Raw genomic sequence first — 21,891 nt, forward strand, 5'->3', positions numbered from 1 at the left:
GTGGTTGCAACGGGCTAATTTTGTGTCATGAAACTATCTATTGCTGACTTACGGACCGACCGTCATTGGCGATCAGTCCCAAGATTCCATAGCCCCACCTAGGTATATGCTTTGACTTGAAATCCGTCGGTAAAGAGAATTTTATATACCATTAAGGCTAGTTTATTTTCCGTATACCTGCGCGCCAAATTTTAAATGTCCCAGAAACAGGAGATGAAGTACTTCCTACATTCTTAAGAATTATTTTGATGAATAAATTAAAGTTAACCGCTCCGGCGGCTAAATTTGATACTGCGGTTCTTAAGGTATACCTGCCAACCGGTAAAGGACAATTTGCAGTTAAGTCAAAGGTGGATAGCGCCTGACTGTTCATGTAATAAGTCGAGTAGTCTGAATTATAAGCTGAGCATATTACATCAATGCCTGCTATTCCGGTCATGTCTGACAGAATCTCTATATCAGCAACACCTTCTAGTAAATCACCTGCTACAGATGCGGGTACAGTATTTGAGTTAAGCAATTCAACCCATGCGGATGTACCTGTATAATTCCCTGAAACCGTAATAATTTGTTTATCCTCTGTAGACTTACTGCCCACTACCGTGGACCCACCAGCATTGGAACTATTTAATCCCCATCCATTCGCAACTGTTCCGGTCGCTGTATTTTTAGTTCCTGACAATCCTGCCATGAGGGGAACATTTATATAAGGTCCATCCGGAAACAGTGTATTCGCTATGTTCTGGTTAGCAATCAACTCAGCCAGTTTGGGAGATATCAAGGAACCTAGTGTGTAGGCCCCAATCACGTTTGGATGCAAGCCATCGGCAAAATAAGTACTGTTATTCATCGATTCAGCATCGACAGGGGTTATATCTGTTCTTGCCTTTATCCAAGCATTTACCGTTTGTCGTATTATTTCCTGCGGAGCCGTTAACGCATTTGGACTAAATCGCTGTAGTATAGTCGGTTGAATTATTATACAGTTAATCGCTTTCAGTCCATCATATATTATCTGAAGATTTGCCTGTATTGCACTGGCCGTTAACCCACTACTTATGTCATTGGTTCCTATTTCGAGTATAGCCGTGGTTGGCTTTAGCGCAAGAACAGCACTCATCCTGGCAATCACATAGCTGGTTGTATCACCTGGTACACCTTTATTTCCCCGGTAGGGCACAAAGAACCTACTACCCGAAAGTAAGTTGGCGTAACTACTAAACCCGGCGTTGCTGTTATTTTCAGCCGTACCACCAGAAATGGGGTAGGTAATAAATCCGTTTGCAGTAATACTATCGCCAATATAGACAAGACGCGAATCAACCGGTAACTCTAAGGCGCTTTGCGGGATACTTGGCAGGAGAACAGACAGGGCGGTGAACTTCATTGTTTAATTGTTTTATACAGGTTTACGTTCATCCTGATTACGTTTAGATCAGCTAAGATCCAATTTATTACTGGTATTGCGGTAGAATGTCGTGTAGGCTTTCTGGCTCAAAGTTATTAGAGTTGTTGCAACGCTGACTACCAGTCAGTTAGTCAGATAAAAATTCCGAATCCCTGCGCAAACTATGAAGGACAATTCGTATAAGTTAACCTTATGGGTGCGTAAACGGTCACTCAAATAACGATACCGCCAGCGAGTTTGGTTTCTCGACTAGATTCGTTATCATTATTGAATAGTTGGTTCACACAGCCGCTGCCTACTGGGTGGTGGCTGTTTTCATGAAAAAAACGCTGACCTTAACGAAGTCAGCGTTTTTATTTCTACGTATAACTTATGAACTTATGTGGAAACGAATTCTGCACAAGCAGGCCAAAGATATGTGAAAGGTGGATTACTCCTATACAAAAGTGCATGGGGGTTTATTAAATTTTTGAAATGGAATTAGACGCGTAATACACTGCGCCCTTGAAACTGGACCACTTTACTGAATAACGAAGTTGTCAATTAATTTGATTTTATTTTCTACTTGTTTTTGAGCGCTTTTATTCCCTTTAACACTTGTTCTGGCGTTCTATAATTCAGTGACTGATGAAAACGACGACAGTTATAAAAGTCAAAGTAGGCTTGTAAGCCTGCTTCCAATTGCCAGCCATCCTGATACGCTTTCACGGGGTCGCCCATGCGGATAAATATCCTCATATTTTACGGTTCGCCAAAGCCGTTTTACGAATATGTTGTCTAAAGCCCGGCATTTGCCATCCATCGAAATACGAATATTCTGACTAAGCAAAACATCTGTAAAGTCATCCGAGGTAAACTGACTTCCTTGATCCGTGTTAAAAATCTCTGGTTGAGGATAGCTACTTTGGAAGATGCTCGAGAAAAAATCTAGCATTGGCGACAAGAATACAACTCGTTTCGGCCACACAATTCACTCGGCGGGCTGACGCCTGATGAGGTCGGAAAGGGCAGCTAAAGAAGAACAGATGAACGTTCGATCCTCAATCTTTGAGCGGTCCAGTATTTGGGGCTACCTCACACCGAACGGGGTAAGGACAATTTTAATATTTAAGTGTAGCTAATCACCTATGTTAAAATTCAATAATAAAATTTTTTTTAAAAATGTGCTATTTTTAGATTGTTATTCTTTTATAAACCTTGACAAGGTTCGGTTTGAGCCGTTCTGATATAAAAGTATATAATTGCCAGTCTCAAGTAGGCGAATGTCAATTGTTGTATTAGTGCTACCTAATATAAGATTTTGACTTTTCATTTCTCTACCGTCAGTTTTAATGATTTTTGTAAATCCTGATTCAACCGCAGTAGAGTGTTTAATTTGAATTATATGTTTTGCTGGGTTTGGATAAAGTAGTAATTTAAAAACGTTTTCGTCATCTGCCTCAGCTTTATCCGAAGACATTCGCCCCCTGGGTGCATTTGTGACTTCAAACCAGTTAAAGTTCCAGCCACTTCGTTCTGCATAAATTCGGAGCGTTTGTTTTCCTGCGCTCAAACTAATGGTAGTACTAATAGTTTTCCAAATTTGAAAACCGCCACTATTTGTAAGGTTGATCACTTTTATGACAGATCCCTGAGCATTTTGTAACTGGATCTGACCATCACCCCCTGAAACACGGAAATTGAAGGTATAAATTCCCGCTAAAGCTACATTGACATTATAATCAAGCCAACTAGTGTTAGTGACACAGCCTATATTGAATCCCCCCCCAATGTCAGTTGTGGGCTCACTACACGTGCCTTTTTTTGCACTGAAGCTTTCAGCTTCTATTTTACCCGGTATGGGTCTATAAGTTATTGCATCTATTAGATTTTGTGCAACTAATACCGAGCCACCGTATGCAGGAAGTCGAATAGTTTGACCATAACTCGTATTAGACACATTTGAGCAAGGCTTATCAAGTGATACTACTGATTCACCATTTGTATAATTATAGTCGAAACGTATATTATTCGCCTGATTAGTAAATACCATAGATTTCGAAGAATTTACATCAAGTAAATAATCTGATTTCCACTTTGCAAGTGAAATATTGTTTTGTCCCCCACCCGCATACTCTCTATAAATACCTATTGTATTCGTATCATCAATTGGTCTAGCGTAGATATTATTACTAAAACTTCCTAACAAGGAAGGGTTATCATTGCTGAACATATGCAAATATAAAGTAAACTGTGAGGCATTTTTAGCAATGAAAGTATTTTTGTCAACTTTTAACTCTCTCACTAATATACCTGGGTAACTGTGTATAAGGAGAGCTTGTGAAAAGTTATAAACGAGATTATTAGTTATCGAATGATTCTTAACACCATTAATAAAAATTCCACCCCAATTTCCATTTGCAACTACGTTGTTATCTATCTGTGTGTCGTAACCGCCCCCATCAAGATATATCCCAGCAGCTTTACCATATGCCTCCCAGTAATTTGATTCTGCACCTTGAAAAGTACCAATAGCATTTAATACAATATTGTTTCTTATTTTCCTGTTAGAACCAGTAGAATTATAAGTGTAAATACCACCCCCATCATCCTTAATTGTACAAAAAGTATCAACAAAATTATGTTCAACAAGAATGTTATCTCCCCCTGAAAAGTTGATACCGTTATATCCTGTATTAATTACCGAGCAATTTTTTATTACCGTTCCTACGCCATAAATAGATATCCCTTCTTGCGCAGCATCACCTGATCTACCTGCACCAGCTATTATTCCTGAATTATTAATAGAAACACCATCAACTGTAGTATTATTTCCTTCCTGCACAAAATAAATTGAGTTATTAAGTGCGTCGGTTATACTGCCTCCCTTCACTTTTACATTAGAAGTATAACTTCCCCAGATCGCATCTCCACCTTGTTGCTTCCAAATACAATTAGTGTAAGTAACATTACTTGTTCCAATATTCCATGCACCAAATAGATTACCACCTTCAAAAGTTAAATTGTTGAAAGTTATTCCTGTCCAATAGTTAAGATGAACATTTTTGTCAAGTGTACTTGCTTTTACAGTTCTACCTACAGGTGTGCCCAGGCCGAAATGCATATATAATCTCTTGGTAGTTTTATCATAATACCATTCTCCTTCCTGATCGAGCGTACTTAGATGGTCTTGTATAAAATAGCCATTTCCATCTACAGGACTATAACCGTTGTTATTACCATTATCGTTATTGATTGAATAATTAATTGTGTTAGAAGAACGGGCGGTAATTGGATGCCTATCGAGAATCCACCTTTCCTTTCTTATAACAACTTCGCCACCGGTTGGATTAAAGGGCAAAGTACCTACTGACGTACCCGTAACCGATGCATTACCTGAATGAGAAGTATAAGTTAAATATCCTGAATTTGGATACCTACCTTTTGCTTTTACAACACCATTAAGAGTAACAATATTTAAAGCAGTTACATCAAGAGATGCATAATAAATGTTACCACTTGCTAATGTCCAAGATGTTAATTGAGTAAAACCAGTTATTACTGGGTTAGCTCCTGTGCCATAACCACCATAAGTTAGCCCACCTCGTTCTATTTGTAGTGTTATATGAAATTCATCTCCTCTTTTAAATAGTATATTATCGCCATTTTTTAATGATGATATTTGCATGGATGCAAATTTTGCTACTGACCATGCATTTGCATCACTCAGCCCATCTCCATTTCCTCCAGAGGTCTTAACATAATATGTAGCAGCATTTACTTGAAAAAAGGAAAACATTAAAAACATCATTATCTCCTTCATATGTTTTTGATTCGGTAACTTATTAGTGGATTTGCTTCGTTAAGCTATACTTAATACCATATATCTTAATAGTACGTTTAACTGATTTGAAAAAGCAATCAAAAACGCAGTTCTTCACTTGAAACAGGTCGTGTTACTATCCAAGGAGTTGATTTAGATATGTTAATTCTCTACTAAAAACCGAGTATCCGTTGTGTTGCAGGCTTTCTCACCCTTTCAGCCGACAGAATTTCCGCCATTTATGGTTGGCGTATGGCTACTGTCTACCTGAACGCTTGAAAAGCACAATTCTGACTAATTTCTGAACTAATACTATATATTCATAATGATTAGTTTATTAATATAACAATAATACAACTAATATTTGACACATGTTACTAATAAAACTAAACTTTTAACAAGATTTTCTAAGAGACTACTCCAAAACTCACCAACAACTAACTTAATAATCCTTATCAGGAGACATCGATAAGGCTTTATTAAGCAGCATTCTAGCCAAAGAATAGGACAATACATATACTCGCAGAACAAGTCTTTGAAAAATATATCATATATAGGACGTAAAAGCTAGTTTACGGGGAGGTGATTATAATTATACATTCTTAGTTTACTTAATCGGTAGCGATTCAGGCCCTACTCCATTGCACCGATTTGGCTAAACTACGGGGCTGGTCAACGTGGCGGCCACGCATTACAGCAATATCATAGGCCAAAAGTTGCAGTGGCACTACCGATATTAGCGGCATGAGAATATCATGGACTTTCGAAATTTAAATTGTGAAATCTACTGCCAGGCAAGTATGTATCTCCCTCAGTCGTGATGGCAATAACGCAGCCTCTGCGGTCCTTTCTTCCTGGGTATTCGAAACATTTTTTCGTAGAAACACCCGGTCGAAGAGTTACAGTTTGGTATCGGAGTTTTCGTGTTGGGGGTCCGCCAGCGTATCGCCCTTGCGAAGGTCGGCGCTGTCAAAATTATGCAACAGCATATTTAGCTTAGCAATGGCCCAGGTGCCCAGGTCATCAAACTGTCCCACCTTGCCGCCTGCTTGTTTGGCCACATACCGCGTCGATTCAATGAGAATCCCGCCCGAGCCGCAGGTAGGGCATAAATTTCGTTACTGGGTTGCGGCTTAATCGAGCCTACAATTAGCTTCACCACCCCACGTGGGGTATACAAGTCACCCCATTTTTTACCCGCATATCGGCAAACTGCTTGATGAGGTATTCGTAGGCATCGTCAAGGACGTCAGGCGTATAGCGGTCGGCGTTCCACAACGAGTACTGGTTAAAGTGCCGGAGCAGCCGTTGCAGGGTATCGTGGGAAAGTTTGTCCTTATCCCCGAATTTGGTGGCCGTCATCACCCCTTCCAGATTCAGTTCTTGGTTGACCTCTTCAATGGCGGCAAAGGCTTTATTGAGGACCATACCAATGTTTTCGGTAGCCTTCTTCACCTCAGGCCAGCAGGCCTGCAGGGGCATCTGGAAAATAGTAAGCGTCCTCGGCTTCTTCCTAGCTGTAGCCTTCGCGGGCCATCAGGGCTTCTACTTCCTCCTCGAACACATCGTTGGCACTTTTGAGGAACAATAAGCCAAAGATATAATTTTTAAAGTCGGAACTATCAATACTCCCCCGCAGGATATTGGCTGAATCCCACAGCCAGGATTCGAGGGTTTGCAGATCTAATTTAGGCATAGTGTATTAAGAAGGCACGTTTGTCGGGATTATAATGGTCGACACTCAAGCCTACGTTTGTCATTTCAAGGGGTGAATATAGCCCCAAGGCGGCTTAGGTCGGTTAGGCTACCCCATCAAACACCTAGATTTATTGGCTCGAAAAAGCAAGTGGATGATCCTCAGAATGTAGTCTTCGAGCTGCTCGATAATCGATTCTTCGATGCAAGTTAATGGGTAGCGGAGTAAGGGTTAAGCCGATGATTCGGTCAAGGCCAAATGTGCGCTCGCCGTCGCGGCCTAAGTCATAGCCATCAAAGTGCCAGCGGTGCGACAGTCAAAAAGGAATCCGGGTTCAACCTGGCTTTGTTCAGCAGTCGAATCTTATCCATTAGATTTTATTTATCAAAAGAATAAGTCCCTGCTCCTGGTAATAAGGAAAGTTACGATCGGCGCTGATCATCGTCAGTTTCTCGGCAATGGCTTGACAGATAAGCAGATGGTCAAATGGATCTTTGTGTGTAGCAGGTGTTTGCAGAGTATATAGTTGCTTAAGATGTTTTGGCTTGACTGTCAGTAGGCGAATGCTATATTCGTCCTGCAATTCGAACAGCAACCTATCAATATCAGCCGGTAGGGTTAATTTGCCCGATTTGGCTTTGAGTATCATTTCACGAATGCTTTCGGTGCTAAAAAAGAATTCGTTCGCTTCATCCATTAATACAGTTTTGACAGCGGGATTAAGTTTCGGATTATCGGTCAAGACCCAGATGAGAATATGGGTATCTAGCAAACACTTCATTAATTAGTAGTGGTCTTTTTCAAATCTTCGGTCCAGCAATCGTCCTTCTCGACAATAATGCTTTTATATTTCCCAAAGGCGGCCTTCAAATTTGATTTGACTTTAGGTTTATTCACCCCCGTTTTCTGGGCTTTTGTTTCCGTTTTCATGGCCATGTGCTTTTCTATCGCTAAGATAACGTAAAATGGGCTTGTATCGTTACCTCATCCTATTGAACACCATAAAGCTAGGGGCCACGGATTTTGATACCTCACCGGTTTCTGTAATAAAGGAAACTATTGTCAATTTCTGAAATGGTTTATAAACCTGAATCCTTCAGCGGATGAAATTCTCTCTTTTGAAAGAATCCTTTTTAGAACCAAAAGTCAAACAAGCCGGGGGGTAGTTTAAAAGCAAGTCAGAGCCGGAGGTAGTTTAACCGGTAGCCCCCGCCATCGCTCGGGTTGCCATTTTTGACCTCGTTATAGAAATCCAATTAACTACTTTCTATTTAGCAGATACAGGATCGTTACCGGGTTACAAGCCTCTTTCATTCGCCCGGGCAAGCGGCTTGCAGAGGCCAAGATAACCTATTTTCCAGTAAGAAATATACCCTTTGTAGGTCCTGGCGGTAGTCTCGAAGGCTATTTTTTGCCCTGCTAACCAGAAAAATATTCACTATCGACTAAGCGACTACTAATCAACAAATTACCCAATGGCATACACTGTTTCAGGGGGTCTTTACAATCATGTATGATCGTAAAGAATCTTCATTCGAGAAAATCCGCAGTCTATAATTCGAAAAAGAGGTTGTTTTCGTCAATGGTTCTCTGGAGCGCAAAAAAGTTAGATGGATGTACTAGTTCGGGAAAAGTGAGATAGGCATGGGCCTCCCAGTCTCCGCTGATCTTTCATACATCAACCCCTCAGCAACTTGTCCCGTATTAGCCAACACAAGCTGTGTGTTCGTTGATAGAAGGGGGGTTAGTTCAGCTAAGGACCAGTGCAATCCGCCCGGTGCGTTAATAGCCTTTTTCAACCGGACCAGTTCATTTGCGAATGGTTTACGTTCACTCCTGGGATTAGGTCTGTAGACGCTCTGCTGACTATTGATCCATTTGCGTTCAAACGATGAATCCACAATTCCTTCAGACGGGTTGAATAAGTCTATCGTTGGGTTCTTCGCCCCTGTTAGCTTGGCAATCCGGAAAGCATGGCTGTTTATATACCTTGTCGAGTATTTACCCAAGTATAAACGGTAGATTTCCGACAAAGGGGGCAATTTTAGGTGGTTAGGTAGTCTGATTGCACCCGGTAGATTTCCGACATATTGCCATCGATTCAGGCAAATATCAAGCAAGGTCTGGTAAAGCTGGGTTTGCATCAATTCGATGTTGTTGTTGAGTTGTTGTTGTAGTCGTCGTTCTACTTCATCCGGTGCTTCATTGACCCAGTACCGTCGAACAAGTTCGTTATAGGCTTCCCTTTCCCGGCTGCGTTGTTTTTCAGTCCGTTTAAATTCGGTGTCGTCCTTGTAATCCTGTCGTCGCACCTGCCAGTATTCATAAACCCTTCCATTTTGGTACAGTTCACGGTCAATGGGTGTCAGGTCATTAAGGTTTAGTTTAGGAATTTTCCAGATGATTTTATTAAATGCCAATAGCAGTTTTGCCGCCATGGAAGCCGCGTAACGGGGTTGAACAAGGTCGACGAAGGTAGCGGGGCGATTATTCCCTAAATACTGCATTTTATTCACCTTTACCTCAACCCGTAGGGCTCCTTCTCTAGGCGCGTATAGTTTTAATGTATGCTGTCCAGCTTCAACCTCAGCATAGGGTAACCGCAGTCCATCGCGGTCTATCATGCTCAAGTTTGGCGGGTGGTTCAGATACGACACGATACGGGAACAAACCTGCCTAGGGTCGTCTAGCGGAATCGTGGCCGATAATTCAAGGCCGTTGAGTAGGGTTTTGAACGGATCAATTCGTAAGGTGGTAATCAGGTCGTCTAAGGCGTAAAGAAGCTCATACGGGTCTTTAACGTCGCTGTTGTGAAGTCCATCGTTCGCCACTTTAATGAGTGAGCCACGAAGTTGAATCCAGTAACGGCCTAGCTCATTTCCACGAGGTTTCCCTACCAAGTACATGCCTTTATAATTGGCCGGAGATAGTGGTTGGTCATACCGTATGTCGGAGTATGTCGACGAAAAGGGTATACTGATATTGAGACGCTTGATAAGGGCCTGGTCATCGACAGCGGCTCGGTCGGTTCTGATTCCGTCGATCATCCTGCTGTCGTTTAAACCGCTTTGCTCAAATAGTCCAATAATTCAGATTTGAAGAAATAGAGTCGCCCATGCCGTTTGCGGTGGGGGATTTTGGCGATGTTCTGGTAAATGGTCTGCCGGGAGACATTCAAGAACTCAGCCGCCTGTTTGATGGTAAGGGGGGCTTCGTCATCAGGGGCTGTGGCGGGGTTGTTTTCTGTCTTGCGCAGAAGTTGAAGCATTTCTAAAGCCAATGCTTCTAAATTAGTTAACCGCTCGTTGATCGGTTCAAAAGGATTATGGTAACTCATTGCCTATCGTCGTTTTCGTTTGACGGGGGCAAAGGTTGATTAGCCACGAAGGTCGGGACCGGTCAGGACCGGTCTAAAATTTTCGCACTGATAGTCTTTATCTCACTTTCTGCTTGTTGTTTTTGTGATTCGCTGAGGAAAGGAATAGTGGCTATAATGTCTTCTATTAGCGGCTGTATTTGTCCACCCTCAACGCCTATTCTGTCACTGGTACGACTATGCTTATTATAGTGTTTGTACAGTTTCTCTCCGCTTTTGTAACCGTATTGTTGCGCTATCTGATCGCGTTGTTCCCAGCTTATTGTTTTGTTTTGGTAGATATAAAGTAAAGCGATTTGACGCAGCCCTAAATTTACGGGGACGCTTATATACATGTCATATCGTTCCTTTAAGGCTTCGTATTTAGGTGCCAGAAACTGCTGAGCTGTACCCAGCCCGATAGGAAGCCCGATCAACTCCATCAAGGTTAAGTGTCCGATAGTGTCTAGCCATTCACGGTACATTTTTTCCACGGATAGCTGCTCATTCTTTTCAGAATGATATTTATTCCAAACGGCTAATTCGTCGGTCAGATGCCGCTCCATAGTGTTCAGATTCCCGTTTATAGACTCGTTATGACGATTGAAGAAATCCGTTGCCCAAAGTGCCCATGTCAGTTTTTTTTCATGTGCTGATTCCGTGCGGAGGCCGACAGCCTTCATAACTAGCGCAGATATGGGGATTACAGGTAAAGCTGATAGATCAGGACATGGCAAAACCTCCTGCCAATTGTTGGCTTTGGAAAACGTCGTCCAATTACTATCTAATACTTGTTGAGTTGTCTCGCTAAATAATCTTTGTAGAGGACTTGAGTGATCGTATGACATTGGCTTTATAAGGCGTTTAAAAATACTTTAGCTTCCTCATCATCAAATGAGCCTAAATAGCTTTCAGTTGTTTTCAGGTTTGTATGTCCGAGCTGCTTACTAATAAAGGCTAAAGAGGCTTTAGATTTGAGCAGAACTGTAGCAAATGAGTGTCGAGCAGCATAGGTGTTAATATCTCCGTCAATACCCAAATTTTGGGCTATCCGGTTCATCCATTTGTTAGTTATCTTTACAACCTGATGAATTACCCGCCTGCGTCTGTCAGCATCCATACCGGCTATTAGACAAGGAAAAACATAACTAGTGGGCGTCCGATCGGTCGTACCCCATCGTTCGATTATAGCCAACGTTTCGGGCCGTAGATAAGCCGTGATACTGGTTTGCTTTTGCTTAGTACTACGAGCGGTCTTTTGCCGGACAAAGGAAAGTTTACCGCCTTTAGTATCCACATCACCCCATGTCAAATGGCAGATGTCGGTTAGGTTAGCCCCGTTGCAGTAGTAGGAGAACAGCCATAAGTCTAAACTGCGTTGCTCCATTGAGCCGGGTAGGCATACAACGGCCTTAATCCGGTCAATGTCCGTCTTAGAGAGTGCCTTTTTATTATTTGTTCCAGCGGGTATCACGTAGCGCCCTTTGCCAAATGGATAAGCAGTTGCCGGCAATAATCCGGCTCGTATGGCATTGTTAACAACGACCCGGACACGGCCCAAGTAAAAACCAACTGTAGTAAGGCTAGCAGGAGTTGACGGTTGGGTGGGAATTTGTGAGACACGGCCACAATGAAGCATCCAGTGTTCGTAGGTAATCAGAAAATCGGGCGTGAGGTGTTCAAACTCCAGCCTAGCAACAGGTCTGGGCTGGCTAGATCGGCGGGGTGTGGGAATGCTTAGAAACTCTTTCTGTTCCTCATCAGTGAAGGAATCCACGAACCGCCGTAACGATTTGGCCGCATACACAAATTGGTCGGCGTGTCCCATCCGGTCGGCTTTCCGCATGGTAGTAGCCATATCATTTAGGGCTTGTATCAGGTCTGTTTCTATTGTTTCCATTTTCTGCACCTTACCATAATTGGCAAGTTCATCGGCAAAGGCATCGAAACTGAAACTATCTCCTAATCGACCAATGATTGTTTGCGCCCGTAACAAATATCCATCCTGTTCCTTGCCGGATTCGTCCGTGTAACGCCCATAGAATCGTCGCCACAATTTACGTCGTTCCTCATCCTTCACCGTTCCGGGCAAACTGCCTTTAGTGCGCTCCAGGAACTTCCATTCATCAGTGCTTATTTTTTCCCCTGTTGAGAACAGTTTTTGCTTATGGTCGGCATAAACCGACAAGCGTACGAAACTCAGTTTACCCGTACTTCTGCGGGTGTCATGGAACAACGTAACCGTTGCAGTATGCATCTTATCTCACTGGTTTAAACGCATTGCACATATTGCCTTTGTGCAATGCGTTGTGCAATGTAAATATATAAAGGTGACGCATAACAACAATAAATAGACATGGGAATATATTAAAAATGAAACTGTAATATATTGATTAACAAATAATTACTTAAGAATCAATAAATAGACGAGATACAAAAAAAAGGGTGGGGTCATCATTCGTAATGAAGGGGTCGTAGGTTCAAGTCCTATAGGAGGCTCTTAAAATAAAAAATCCCACTCAAGCGAGTGGGATTTTTTATTTTAGTCATATTAATAATGCAACGCACTCAGTTGTAAGAGATAAAAATAATACAGCTGCATTAAAATCTTGACGAAAATTAATTGACAGATGTATAGACCGTTAAAACTCTATTTAGTACCGCTCGTTACCCTCATCTTCTTCTTCGGCGAGTTCGGTAATTTGTTCATCTAACTCATCGTCCGACAAATTCTCATCGGCATCATCAATAAACTCGTCGGGCTCTTCGCCGTTTGATACTTCGTCTGTAGCATGACGGGCAGTGGTTGTATCTGTGTATAGAAGCGTATCAGATGCTTCCTCATCACCCGGATTCATGATGTCAGGTTCATTATCAACGCCCAAACCTGCATAAACGACGGCATCTTGTTCAGTATCATTTTCGAGCAGATTAGTATGTTGTGGCGACACGCCTTCCAGCGGACCGCCCGAATTCTCATCTACACGCTGTTGATCAGAGTTGTTCGTATTTTCCATAATGGTTTAGTTTAGCTTGTTTGAAGACCGATAAAGTTTCAAAAATTTTGTTGGTCTTTAAGCTGACAGTAAAATTAACTAACACCCAATGACTAAAAGAGTTTTTGGTTATTTCCAAACCACCACTTTCTGCATCTGCGCAGGTCGATTGTCAATCAGGAGCCGTATTATATAAGTGCCATCGGGCAGATCGACCAAATCGAGGGTTGTTTCTATGTTAGCCTTGACCATTTGAATGGGTAGCATGGCTTGCCCTGACAGTGAAACCAGTTCAATACGGCCATCGTAACGCGGACGAATGGTTAGATACCGCTCCGTTGGATTCGGAAAGACCCAGGGGCTTGTTGGCTCTTCTTCGGTTACGCCCGTTACAACTACTTTTTGCGAAGTGTTTTTCAGATACCGCAATCCCCCTGCCAAACTACCCAACATCAAATCGGGCAGTTGATCGCCGTCGAGGTCAGCGACCGCAGCAATTAGTCCTTTGCCGGGCAACCCCAGTGCGGGCAGTGAGTCAATCAATGTAAGCGATTGGTCAGGACGATCAGGAAACTGGTATACCCGAACGGTACCATTATCGGCTGCGGCAATAAGTTCGTTTTTCTGATCGCCGTTTAAGTCAGCGACTACCAGCGAACGAGCACGGGCGTAAACAAAATCGTCAGTTGTAAATCCCCCAAAGGTTTGGTTTTGCAATTGGAATACCGGATTAGTAGCTGTCCCGGCATTACGATAGTAGAGAATCGTGCCGAAATTATACCGACCAATCAAAAGATCAGGTTTGCCATCCCGATCAACATCCGTTACCGTTAATAAATCGAGAGACCCCATCAAGTCCGGTGTGGTCCAGCGTGTTGCACTGGCAAGGTCATATCGCACAGCGGCCCCTTTGGCAGCAGAATTAAACACGACACGAATCTCGACATTGGCAGCACCGATACCCGTCAGAACCAAATCTATACTCCCATTGCCATCAACATCAACAAACGAGGGCACTACATTAGTCTGACCCAACGATTTTCCAATACCAAGGTAGTCATTCGTGACAAGCACAAAAGCTGGATTCTGGGTTGTACCCTTATTCTCGAATTGCCAAACCCCAGCGCGATAATTGGACCCCAGTCCTATTCCACCATAACCCACTAACAAATCCATATCGCCATCTCCGTCCAGGTCAGCCAGTGCGGGAGCCGCCCGCTCGCCCAGGTCGAGCATATCGCTTTGCAGGAAATCTTTCTGGATAAGCTTAAGATTCGGCTTCTGGGTCGTACCCATGTTTTTATAAAACCAGCCCGATGCCTGAAAATCGAATGCATGGGCATCGTTATAACTCACATTGGGCGATGCCAGCAAATCTTTCTGCCCGTCGCCATCGACATCTTCCCAGTAGGTAGCTGGAAACGCCGGAAACAGGATAGGGTTGGTAGCCGGGAACAAACTATCATAGCTCGTAAAATTGGCCTTTTCACTATTAGGCCCACCATTGCGCAGCCGAGCAATGTTTTCGCAGCTCACAAAACCAAATAGCAAATCTTTATTGCCATCGCCATCCGTATCCACTACGGTCAATGTATTGCCGGTATGGAGCGGCCTTGCCCCACTTTGTTTGACGCCAATCCGTCCCGTTCCCGACCCATCATCACAATCAATACCGAAGGTAAAATCGTTACAAAATTCTTTATGAAAATGGCCCCAGCATTGGTTGCCGGTCCGCATGAAATCCAGCCCGCCTTTTACGCCGGTTCGCTCAACGCCCATGTTTTGCTGATACGCAATTATGTTACCGTCGGCGTCGAAGGTAATAATGTCGATATCCCCATCATCATCATAATCTGTAATGGCTGGCAAGTCGACAGTTGTGACATAGAGCGTTTGCAACCCACTAAATCCAACCGTTTTAAGGGGGTCGACAGCTACTTTAAACGAGACCAGTCCGTTTTGCGATTCATTATGGAATACAGTTACCCCTTTTGCGCTGTTTGTAAATATGTCTTTCCGTCCATCGAAATCATAATCGACCAGCAACATCCAACTATACATCACAGCCGGAAAAGCGGTTTCATATTCGGGCGCGTACTGCCAGGCGATGCCGCTACCCGTCGGGTTATCAATAGCGACGAATGTGCTGACTTTATTGGTTGACCGATCAAACACGGCCAGATCATCGCGAGCGTCATTATTTAGGCGGATCGTTGAATATTGCGTGGTGTTCAAACCACCCACCCAAGGATTGAGCAACGTCCGACTATCCACGCTAACAGTTGGGCTTTGTTCGTATCTAAATGCGATTTTCCCTGCCGACTGTGCATTCGTGAAAAGTGGAATTACTAAAAAATAAAGCGTAAACAGCTTTTTCATCTAATTTTGAGCCTTTGTGAATCTCAACACGGCGATTTACTGAAAAGAACGAACGGAGGCTCTATTTATGTCTATCGGGATGCTGTCAACCGAACAACTCTATCATAAATTTCTGGAATGCACGGGGGTATCGACCGATACCCGCCGAATTACGCCCGACTGTCTATTCGTAGCCCTAAAAGGTGACTCGTTCGATGGCAACCGGTTTGCCGAACAAGCCATTGCATCGGGTGCCCGTTACGCCATTGTAGATGATGCCCTCGTTGCCGAACGCGACCGCAGCAACGGGCAGAACCATTACCTGCTCGTACCAGACTGCTTAACGGCCCTTCAGAATCTGGCCCGCCATCATCGGCAAACGTTCAACTTTCCCATCATTGGCTTAACTGGCTCTAATGGAAAAACGACAACTAAAGAGCTGATGGCGGCTGTGTTGTCCAAGAATTACCAGCTTTACGCGACTGTCGGCAATCTGAATAATCACATTGGTGTACCGCTTACGCTCCTGTCGCTGAACGAACAGCACGAAATGGCTATCGTTGAAATGGGTGCCAATCACCAGGAAGAAATTGCGCTACTTTGCTCCATCGCCCAGCCCACGCACGGCCTGATAACCAATGTCGGTAAGGCGCATCTCGAAGGTTTTGGAGGTATGGAAGGCGTCAGAAAAGGCAAGGGCGAATTATATGATTATCTAGCGCAACACGCGAAAACGGTTTTTATCAATTCGCGCGACAAAACCCTGACGGTCATGTACCGCGAACGTCTGAAAACGATTCGCTCCGAAAGCACTTTTGCTGAAGCTATTTTCTATCCGGGCGAGGAAACAGACTTAATTCAGGAGTCGCCAGTAGTCGTTTTTCGGGATTCAGCCGGTCATGAAGTAACGACGCATTTGCCCGGTCGTTACAACTTCGAGAATATGTTAGCGGCATTGGCTGTTGGAGACTACTTCGGCGTTTCGCCCGAAGATGCCAACCGCGCTGTATCCGACTATAATCCAACCAACAACCGCTCGCAACATATTACGAAGGGCACAAATACGGTGTTGCTGGATGCTTACAATGCAAACCCTAGCTCAATGGCAGCAGCTATTCAGCAATTTGCCGCAACTCCTGCCAAGCGAAAAGTAGTTATCCTGGGCGATATGTACGAGCTCGGCTCCGAGAGTGAAGCCGAACACGCGGCACTAGGAGAGTTGATTGCCAAAAGCAAATTCGATCTGGTTATTCTGGCCGGAAAAGATATGCACTATGCGTTGGGTGCGCTACCCAACGCCTACTATTTCCCTGACAAATTCTCACTTCATAACTGGCTGATGGACAACCCAATGACCGATACGCACATACTGGTAAAAGGCTCGCGGGGCATGAGTTTAGAATCGGTAATACCTTTTATATAATAGCAATCCTTGTGGAAAATTTAGCAGAGTGACTCTTATTGACAAGAACCTTAAACTTGTCAATATAATGGCTCGGCTTATACGTGGACTTTTGTTCGGCTTGTTGGTATGTATCAGTTCATGCCATTCAGTTGATTCATCGATTGCCCTTACAAATGAAGATTATAAGGTGTATTCTGCTTACATTAATAGCTTTTCATTTTACAAAAATGCCTCTTCGGCAGACACGATCATTATAACAGACTCAACCACCAGTATTTCGAACGATATCCGCCCTAACACTCGCTGGTCTGGGGTTACAGCCATGTTAGGGGAACGTTGCCACTACTTAAAAGATACCGCGAGTTGTCGTAAAGTACAGGATCCTGTTTGGGCATCGCTATTTGAAAACGTTAAGCTGTCGAGTCATACAAAACAGGAATCTCTGTTACCGGTAAAATTTACGGTTCATTACCCTATTCAATTACTTTCTCAGTTTCGAAAAAAACCATTCGAACAAAAATGGGATGATTCGTTGCCTTACTACCTGTTTGGTCTATCAAGAATTGCGTATAACGCCGACACAACAAAAGCACTATTTTTCGGCAGCTTTATTTGTGGTGGTACGTGCGGACGGGGAGAATTGGTTTTGATGGAAAAAATGAACCAAACGTGGTTACTTATTGATACATTTAGATTCTGGATTTACTAACAAATGAACATATACTCCCAACTAATTCGGTCATTTCTTTTCATCCTGTTACCATTGTGTACGATGTCTCAGGATCGCCCATTTGAGGCCGAGATTCGTGCGTTTGAGAAAGCTGACAGTGTATCGCCCCCACCCCAACATGCCATCGTGTTTACGGGGAGTTCGTCTATTAGGGCGTGGGATAATTTACAGAATTATTTTCCGACGAAAACTGTCCTTCAACGCGGCTTCGGCGGTTCAGAATTGAGTCAGGTGCTGTTGTATGCCGATCGGATTATTGTCCCGTATCACCCTAAGCAAGTTGTGCTCTACGCGGGCGAAAACGACATTGCCAGCGGGAAATTAAGCGGTCAGCAAACCTTCGCGCGTCTCGTCGCTTTATTCCAGCATGTTCGCCAGAAATTACCCGGTGTTCTATTCACCTTTATTTCGATTAAATCCAGCCCGTCACGTCGGCAATTTTTCCCCGAAAATGACATTGCCAATCGGCTCATCAAACAGTATTTAGCCAAGCACAAAAACACCCAATTTGTGGATATTCGGCCAGTTATGCTTGGAAAGAATGGTCAACCCATACCTGCCTTGTTCAAACCCGACAGCCTGCATATGCTCCCGGCAGGCTATGAGCGTTGGACCAGGGTAATACAGCCGTATTTGAAATAGAGCTTGCCTAGCGAAATCAGTTCTTTTACTAAACACTTATAGCGCGGTTAGCTATGATTGGTTCATGAGAAAGCCTACTTATAGTCAACAGCTTGACTATAAGTAGGCTTTCTCGTTCTTCGACAATTATTTCAGTACCTGTACATCAATTACAGAGTTACCATACACCCGATGCGTTGCCTTTTGAAAATCAGCTGCGTCGGCTTTATAGATGTTATCCACATATTTCTGTGGATTACGGTCGATAAGGGGAAACCACGTACTCTGTACCTGAATCATTACCCGGTGACCCTTTTTGAAGGTATGTAAAACGTCCTGCAAGCGAAAATTTACGTCTGTCACTTCACCCGCCTTAAACGGTTCTGGTTTCTCAAACGAATTTCGGAACCGACCGCGCATGGCTTCCGAACGAACCATCTGCTGGTAGTTGCCCAGGGTGATGTTTTTGTTTGGCATGTAGGCATGATTCGGCTCGTCAGGCGGATACACGTCAACCAGTTTAACGACCCAATCGGCGTCAGTGCCGGTGGTACTGACTTTGAGTTTGGCCGTAATTTCGCCACCCAATGTCATATCTTCGGTAAGTACATCGGTCTGGAAGGTGAGTACATCTGGCCGACGCCCGGCAAATCGCTGATCTTCAGACATATAATTAAACGGTGTAAATCCCTGCGTCGTCGTGATATCTTCTGTGTAGGGAACGGGCTTCATCGGATCGCTGACAAATTCCGAAAAACCACTCCCACTCTGCTGTGCTAATTGGCCGTTACTGGCTAAATAGAACTGCATGGTTTGGGCGTTGGCGGCTGGCCATTTATCAAACGTTTTCCACTCGTTCCGGCCCGTATTGAACAGGTAAGCTTCGGGCAAACCACTCTTCCCGTCACCCGCGCCTTTCAGGAAATGGTTGAAGAATTTAGCTTCAATATTCCGCTGATAGAAAGTGGCGATGCTATCACCGAAATATACATTGCTGTGTAACGTATGCCCGGTTTCGCGCGACCATCGGCCATGTCCAAATGGACCTACCACCAAAGTGTTGTAAGCTCCAGGACTGTTCTTTTCAATAGTTTTATAGATGTTGAACGGACCATACAGATCTTCGGCATCGAACCAGCCGCCAACGGTCATAACAGCAGGACGAATATTTTTCAGATGCGGCAAAAGACTTCGTTTCTGCCAAAACTCATCATAATTTGGGTGGTTGACGGTCTCCTGCCAGTAGAAATTGTCCTTATAATATTTATCGGCGTTTTTGAGCGGCCCAAGGTCATACTGAAACTGGAAACCATCTTTTGTGCCGGTTTTTATAAACTCATCATTATACCAGGCCTCGGTTGTAGGCTTTGGATGCTGAATACCGAACACAGGGAACGTAAACAGATACGCCTGAATGAATGCGCCATTGTGGTGAAAATCGTCGAAGAAAAAGTCGGATATCGGTGCCTGTGGCGATGCTGCTTTGAGAGCCGGGTGCGCGTTAGGCAACGAAGCCGCCGTGTAGAAACCAGGATAACTAATGCCCCATTGCCCAGCTCGGCCATTGTTGTTCGGCACATTTTTGAGCAGCCATTCTATGGTATCGTAGGTGTCCGAACTCTCATCAACAGCCGTAGTGTTAACAGGATTAGTAGCCTTCTTTTTACCTTTCGCCACCACAGCCGTTTGCTGATCCGTAACGGTTGGTGTCATGTTTGTCCAGGTTCCTTCCGATGCCCATCGGCCCCGTACATCCTGATAGACGAAAATAAACTTGTCGCGCATGAGCGTCCCCGACGGCCCTATTGACGTTGGATAGGCATCCGGGCCGTAAGGAGCAACGCTGTAACACGTCCGCTGCATCATAAACGGATACTTGTTCGTCGCCGACGCATCTTTGGGTACATACACCGCAGTGTGTAGTTTGGTGCCGTCACGCATCGGGATTTTGTATTCAACTTTCTGGTAATTATCGTGGACAAAGTTGCCAGTCGATGTCACTTGTGCCCGCGCCGGAAGGGTCAGCGCCAGCGCGACTAGTGAGTAAAGCCAATGTTTCATAGTAGTTAACGGGTATTGATGGAGTTAATAGCGTAAAGATAGTGATACGAACAATATTGCCTACCAACAAAAAACGCCCGATTCAGTCGGGCGTTTAGAAGATACATATAGTTTTTAGGAGGAGTTATTCACCTGCGCCAACCTACCGCGACGGCGGCCCGGCTCATCGGCATTAACAAAATCCCAAACACTTAAAATTTCAGGTAAAAGCGTATAAGCAGTTGTTGTCTTACCGGCACTGTTTGGCCCGGCCATGATATACAGGTTCGGCATGGTATCAATCAGTCTCTTCGAGTGTAAAGATATGCTCTACCGGTTTGCTGAATACCTGCGCCAGTTTTAGGGACAGAATAGTTGAGGGAACATAGCGGCCTGTTTCAATTGAATTAATCGTCTGCCGACTCACCCCAATTCTATCGGCTAGCTCTGCCTGCGACAGATTATGTTCTGCCCGCTCTACTTTTAGTCGGTTTTTCATAGAGCCAATAGCTGATGACTGTTTCGGTAGAGGAGCCAGCGAAACCGGATGATAAAGACTAGTAAGACCGTAAACATGTTGTAGATCATGACATTAAAAAACGCGGTGTCATATACCGTCAAAATGGCGATTACCAGGATAATGTAGTTGGCATATACGCTCCACTGCAAGGCTTCGAGCCGGAGCTGGCTGATCATTTCATCTTCTGTTTTTTCTTTCGAGAAAGCAATAAGCAGCAAGCCAGCAATGACACCTATAGCAGCTATTTCGTCGGTCAGATTCTGAATATCGACTAAGTGAGTTATTGAATTGCCAAGCTCTACTGTTCTGGACTCATTTAGAATGTCAACGACCAGCCAACGAATGGTAAAGTCAGCATACATAGAAGCCAGACCCAGAAGGACTGATGGAACGAAAATAATCCAGCCAATGAAGCGGTAACGATGCGGGAAAAGCCATTTCGTTCTCATGAATATGTAAAGTTTATTTGACATAACAAACGTAAAGCTAACTTATTAAAATAGCAAGCAAACTTTACATATAGGCACAATTTTTTTATTGGACATTGGCGATAGTCCAACAGATTTAGTTTCCAGTCAGTAAATAGGCTGTTCTTTAAAGTTCAAAAATCTGCTCCATGAGTACCCATTTTTCTCCTGGCTTAGCCATTGGTAGAGCCTGCTGATAGGTCCACAGCATTTGTTCCCATTCCTGTACTTTTGGGTTAGCAGCATCGGCGGCTGATTTGGCATCGAACGAAAACGTCTCGTTGGTTTCCATAATCATAAACAGCCGGTTACCGATGCGGTAAATTTCCATATTATTAATCCCCGACTCACGGATGCTTGCCTCAATTTCAGGCCAGATTCGTTGGTGGTAGCGTTCGTATTCGGCAATGAGAGCCGGGTCATCTTTGAGGTCAAGGGCAAGGCAATAGCGCATAATTACCTGATTTATAATGGGTAGACTGTACAGACTAAA

The 21,891-nt window shown here is 43.9% G+C and carries 20 protein-coding genes and 4 pseudogenes; 4 read left to right on the plus strand and 20 right to left on the minus strand.

What is annotated here, in order from left to right; translation table 11 throughout:
- Positions 1-157: 157 nt before the first annotated feature.
- Together ACFS25_RS25935 and ACFS25_RS25940 are read right to left on the minus strand one after the other, a co-directional pair.
- Positions 158-1,387 carry an SGNH/GDSL hydrolase family protein gene (locus tag ACFS25_RS25935; protein WP_381506866.1) on the minus strand — a complete coding sequence of 410 codons (1,230 nt, stop codon included), beginning with the start codon at positions 1,385-1,387 and terminating at the stop codon, positions 158-160.
- 582 nt (positions 1,388-1,969) lie between these two features.
- A pseudogene (locus ACFS25_RS25940) lies at positions 1,970-2,306 on the minus strand (transposase); the annotation flags it as partial.
- A 36-nt stretch (positions 2,307-2,342) separates the two neighbouring features.
- On the opposite strand from ACFS25_RS25940, the pseudogene ACFS25_RS25945 reads away from it, so the two are divergent.
- Positions 2,343-2,423 (plus strand): annotated as a pseudogene (locus tag ACFS25_RS25945) (integrase core domain-containing protein); the annotation flags it as partial.
- A gap of 165 nt (positions 2,424-2,588) precedes the next feature.
- On the opposite strand, the gene ACFS25_RS25950 reads toward ACFS25_RS25945, so the two are convergent.
- The 13 genes and pseudogenes from ACFS25_RS25950 to ACFS25_RS26010 form a co-directional block, all read right to left on the minus strand.
- Entirely contained in the window at positions 2,589-5,210 is a 2,622-nt protein-coding gene (locus ACFS25_RS25950; RefSeq protein WP_381506870.1) for a carbohydrate-binding protein, read from the minus strand.
- Between the two features lie 626 nt (positions 5,211-5,836).
- Positions 5,837-6,085 (minus strand): annotated as a pseudogene (locus ACFS25_RS25955) (glutamine--fructose-6-phosphate transaminase (isomerizing)); the annotation flags it as partial.
- A gap of 24 nt (positions 6,086-6,109) precedes the next feature.
- Positions 6,110-6,372, minus strand: a pseudogene (locus ACFS25_RS25960) (N-6 DNA methylase).
- Complete coding sequence (locus ACFS25_RS25965; RefSeq protein WP_381506873.1) at positions 6,366-6,692, minus strand: hypothetical protein; 327 nt, start codon at positions 6,690-6,692, stop codon at positions 6,366-6,368. Before ACFS25_RS25965 ends, ACFS25_RS25960 begins: the two are co-directional and overlap by 7 nt.
- A 31-nt stretch (positions 6,693-6,723) precedes the next feature.
- Positions 6,724-6,906, minus strand: a complete 183-nt coding sequence (locus ACFS25_RS25970) for a type I restriction-modification system subunit M N-terminal domain-containing protein (RefSeq protein ID WP_381506876.1) — start codon at positions 6,904-6,906, stop codon at positions 6,724-6,726.
- Positions 6,907-7,276: 370 nt separating this feature from the next.
- Positions 7,277-7,687, minus strand: coding sequence for a type II toxin-antitoxin system VapC family toxin (locus ACFS25_RS25975; protein WP_381506879.1), 411 nt, complete (start codon positions 7,685-7,687; stop codon positions 7,277-7,279).
- Positions 7,687-7,836, minus strand: a complete 150-nt coding sequence (locus tag ACFS25_RS25980; protein ID WP_381506883.1) for a hypothetical protein — start codon at positions 7,834-7,836, stop codon at positions 7,687-7,689. Before ACFS25_RS25980 ends, ACFS25_RS25975 begins: the two co-directional genes overlap by 1 nt.
- Positions 7,837-8,525: 689 nt before the next feature.
- The gene (locus ACFS25_RS25985; RefSeq protein WP_381506887.1) at positions 8,526-9,953 is read right to left on the minus strand and encodes a hypothetical protein; all 1,428 of its coding nucleotides are present in this window, start codon (positions 9,951-9,953) and stop codon (positions 8,526-8,528) included.
- 11 nt (positions 9,954-9,964) lie between these two features.
- A complete protein-coding gene (locus ACFS25_RS25990; RefSeq protein ID WP_381506890.1) occupies positions 9,965-10,243 on the minus strand; it encodes a helix-turn-helix domain-containing protein in 279 nt (92 codons plus the stop codon).
- A 62-nt stretch (positions 10,244-10,305) separates the two neighbouring features.
- A complete protein-coding gene (locus tag ACFS25_RS25995; protein ID WP_381506893.1) occupies positions 10,306-11,109 on the minus strand; it encodes a hypothetical protein in 804 nt (267 codons plus the stop codon).
- A gap of 5 nt (positions 11,110-11,114) precedes the next feature.
- Complete coding sequence (locus ACFS25_RS26000) at positions 11,115-12,518, minus strand: tyrosine-type recombinase/integrase (protein ID WP_381506896.1); 1,404 nt, start codon at positions 12,516-12,518, stop codon at positions 11,115-11,117.
- A 397-nt stretch (positions 12,519-12,915) separates the two neighbouring features.
- A complete protein-coding gene (locus ACFS25_RS26005) occupies positions 12,916-13,278 on the minus strand; it encodes a hypothetical protein (RefSeq protein ID WP_381506899.1) in 363 nt (120 codons plus the stop codon).
- A gap of 108 nt (positions 13,279-13,386) precedes the next feature.
- Positions 13,387-15,636, minus strand: coding sequence for a T9SS type A sorting domain-containing protein (locus ACFS25_RS26010; RefSeq protein ID WP_381506902.1), 2,250 nt, complete (start codon positions 15,634-15,636; stop codon positions 13,387-13,389).
- Positions 15,637-15,703: 67 nt separating this feature from the next.
- Between ACFS25_RS26010 and ACFS25_RS26015 the strand changes: the two genes are divergently transcribed.
- The 3 genes from ACFS25_RS26015 (at position 15,704) to ACFS25_RS26025 (ending at position 18,392) form a co-directional block, all read left to right on the plus strand.
- Positions 15,704-17,038, plus strand: a complete 1,335-nt coding sequence (locus ACFS25_RS26015; RefSeq protein WP_381506905.1) for a UDP-N-acetylmuramoyl-tripeptide--D-alanyl-D-alanine ligase — start codon at positions 15,704-15,706, stop codon at positions 17,036-17,038.
- 67 nt (positions 17,039-17,105) lie between these two features.
- A complete protein-coding gene (locus tag ACFS25_RS26020) occupies positions 17,106-17,729 on the plus strand; it encodes a hypothetical protein (RefSeq protein WP_381506908.1) in 624 nt (207 codons plus the stop codon).
- A 63-nt stretch (positions 17,730-17,792) separates the two neighbouring features.
- Entirely contained in the window at positions 17,793-18,392 is a 600-nt protein-coding gene (locus tag ACFS25_RS26025; RefSeq protein WP_381506911.1) for a GDSL-type esterase/lipase family protein, read from the plus strand.
- A gap of 126 nt (positions 18,393-18,518) precedes the next feature.
- On the opposite strand, the gene ACFS25_RS26030 is transcribed toward ACFS25_RS26025, so the two are convergent.
- The 5 genes from ACFS25_RS26030 to ACFS25_RS26050 form a co-directional block, all read right to left on the minus strand.
- Complete coding sequence (locus ACFS25_RS26030; protein WP_381506914.1) at positions 18,519-20,432, minus strand: CocE/NonD family hydrolase; 1,914 nt, start codon at positions 20,430-20,432, stop codon at positions 18,519-18,521.
- Positions 20,433-20,546: 114 nt separating this feature from the next.
- The gene (locus tag ACFS25_RS26035; protein WP_381506917.1) at positions 20,547-20,705 is read right to left on the minus strand and encodes a hypothetical protein; all 159 of its coding nucleotides are present in this window, start codon (positions 20,703-20,705) and stop codon (positions 20,547-20,549) included.
- Positions 20,706-20,709: 4 nt separating this feature from the next.
- Entirely contained in the window at positions 20,710-20,910 is a 201-nt protein-coding gene (locus tag ACFS25_RS26040; RefSeq protein WP_381506919.1) for a helix-turn-helix transcriptional regulator, read from the minus strand.
- A complete protein-coding gene (locus tag ACFS25_RS26045) occupies positions 20,907-21,380 on the minus strand; it encodes a hypothetical protein (RefSeq protein WP_381506922.1) in 474 nt (157 codons plus the stop codon). The genes ACFS25_RS26040 and ACFS25_RS26045 overlap by 4 nt, the downstream gene beginning before the upstream one ends.
- 145 nt (positions 21,381-21,525) lie before the next feature.
- Positions 21,526-21,852: an L-rhamnose mutarotase gene (locus tag ACFS25_RS26050; RefSeq protein ID WP_381506925.1), complete on the minus strand. Its 327-nt coding sequence runs from the start codon at positions 21,850-21,852 to the stop codon at positions 21,526-21,528.
- Between the last annotated feature and the right edge of the window lie 39 nt (positions 21,853-21,891).

Source organism: Spirosoma flavum (assembly GCF_042686045.1).
Lineage (GTDB): Bacteria > Bacteroidota > Bacteroidia > Cytophagales > Spirosomataceae > Spirosoma > Spirosoma flavum.